Below are 2490 nucleotides of genomic sequence, written 5' to 3' on the forward strand. Positions count from 1 at the left end.
GCGGAGGTGCTCGGTCTGGACGGGGTCGGGGTGGAGGACGATTTCTTCGCCCTGGGTGGGCACTCGTTGCTCGCCACCCGGCTGCTCAGCCGGGTGCGTTCGACCCTGGGTGCCGAGTTGGCCGTCCGGGATGTCTTCGAGGCGCCGACGCCGGCCGGGCTGGCGGGCCGTCTGGGTTCGGGCTCGGAGCGTCTCGCGCTGACCGCGCGGGTAGAGCGGCCGGAGCGGGTGCCGTTGTCCTTCGCGCAGCAGCGGTTGTGGCTGATCGACCGGATGGAGGGTCCGAGCGCCGTCTACAACCTGCCGCTGGTGCTTCGGGTGGCGGGTGAGCTGGACAGCGACGCCCTGGGCTCGGCCCTGGGTGACGTGGTGGCCCGGCACGAGAGCCTGCGCACCCTGATCGTCGAGACCGACGGTGAGCCGCACCAGCTGATCCGCCCGGCCGGGGTGGCCCAGGTGCCCTTCGAGGTCCGGGACTGCCCGGCCGACGAGGTCGGCGAGTCCGTCGACGAGGCCTCCCGCCGGCCGTTCGACCTGGCGGCCGAACTCCCGCTGCGTGCCCTGCTGCTGCGGGTCTCCGCCGAGGAGCACGTCCTGGTCCTGGTGCTGCACCACATCGCGAGCGACGGCTGGTCGACCCGCAAGCTGGTGCGCGATCTCGCCACCGCCTACGCGGCCCGGGCGGCCGGAACCGCGCCGCGACAGGCGCCGCTGCCCGTCCAGTACGCCGACTACGCGCTCTGGCAGCGCGAACTGCTCGGCGAGGAGACCGACGAGGAGAGCCTCTTCTCCCGCCAACTCGCCCACTGGCGCGAGACCCTGGCCGACATGCCGGAGGAGCTCACGCTCCCCGTGGACCGCCCCCGGGGCGCCGCCGCCAGCCACCGGGGTGACCGGGTGGCGCGGCTGCTGGACGTCGAACTCCACCGCGCGCTGCGGAGGTTGGCGCGTGAGCAGCGGGTGACGATGTTCATGGCCCTCCAGGCCGCCTTCGCTGCCCTGCTCACCCGGCTCGGCGCGGGCACCGACGTGCCGATCGGCTCCGTGGTGGCCGGGCGCTCGGACGAGGCGCTGGACGAGCTGGTCGGCTTCTTCGTCAACACCCTGGTGCTGCGCACCGACACCTCGGGCAACCCCAGCTTCACCGAGCTGCTGGCCAGGGTCCGGGAGACCGACCTCGGCGCCTACGCCCACCAGGACGTGCCGTTCGAGCGCCTGGTCGAGGAGCTCAACCCGGCCCGCTCGCTGGCCCGCCACCCGCTGTTCCAGGTCGCGATGGTGCTCCAGAACAACGAGCAGGCCGACGCGTCCTCGGCCGGCCTGTGGAACGGGGTGCTGCCGGCCGCCACCGGGGTCGCCAAGTTCGACCTCAACGTGACCGCCCAGGAGTCCTTCGGCCCGGACGGGGAGCCCGCCGGGATCGACTTCGCGCTCGACTACGCGACGGACCTGTTCGACCGGGAGACGGCCGAGGCGGTCGTCCGCCACTTCGCCCACCTGCTGGCGGCCGCCGTCGAACGGCCGGACACCCGGATCGGGTCCCTGCCGCTGGTGAGCCCGGAGGAGCGGGCCGAACTGCTCGGCGGAGCAGTGCCGTTGGCTTCGGAGGTGCCGCTGGTTCCGGCGGTGTTCGAGGAGCGGGCCGTGGCCACTCCCGAGGCGGTGGCGCTGGTGTGCGGGGAGGAGGTGCTGACGTTCCGGGAGTTGAACGCGCGGGCCGACCGGCTGGCGTGCCGGCTGGTCGGTGCCGGGGTGGTGCCGGGGGCGATGGTGGCGCTGGCGCTGCCGCGCTCGGTCGAGACGGTGGTCGGGTTGCTGGCGGTGCTCAAGGCGGGTGGTGCCTATCTGCCGCTGGACGCCGAGTACCCGGCGGAGCGTACCGGGCGCATTCTGGCGGACGCGGGGCCCGCGCTGGTGCTGACGGACGGCCGTTGGCCGCTGCCGGAACTGCTGGCCGAACTCCCGGTGCTGGATGTCACGGACGTGCCCGGCCCGGCGGAGTTCGACAGGCCGGTGCTGTGTGGTGCGGATGCCGCGTATGTGATCCACACGTCCGGTTCGACGGGCCGGCCCAAGGGTGTGGTGGTGCCGCACGGCAGTCTGGCGGCGTTGCTGGCCGGTCACCGGGCCACGGTGATCGCGGACGCGGAGGCGGCGTACGGCCGGCTGCGGGTCGCGTTGACCGCTTCGCTCTGCTTCGACGCCTCGTTGGAGGTCGTGCTCTGGATGGTCGCGGGGCACGAGCTGCACCTGATCGGGGACGAGGTCCGCCGGGACGCCCGGCAGTTGGTGCGTCATGTCCGTGCGGCGGGGCTGGACGCGTTGCACGTGACTCCCTCGTACGCAGAGCAGTTGGTGGAGGAGGGGCTGTTGGAGGAGTGCGCGCCGAAGCTGCTGCTGCTCGGTGGTGAGGCGATCGGTCAGGGCCTGTGGTCCAGGCTGTGCGCGGCTCCGCTGACCGCCGGCCACACCATGTACGGGCCGACCGAG

Annotated in this window: 1 protein-coding gene; it reads left to right on the plus strand. The window is 73.1% G+C overall.

Annotation, left to right across the window (positions count from 1 at the left end):
* Positions 1 to 2490, plus strand: a 2490-nt coding sequence (locus ACFRMQ_RS40110; RefSeq protein ID WP_380735845.1) for a condensation domain-containing protein, incomplete at both ends; no start/stop codon positions are given.

It is taken from the genome of Kitasatospora sp. NPDC056783, from assembly GCF_042789895.1.
Classification (GTDB): Bacteria; Actinomycetota; Actinomycetes; order Streptomycetales; family Streptomycetaceae; genus Kitasatospora.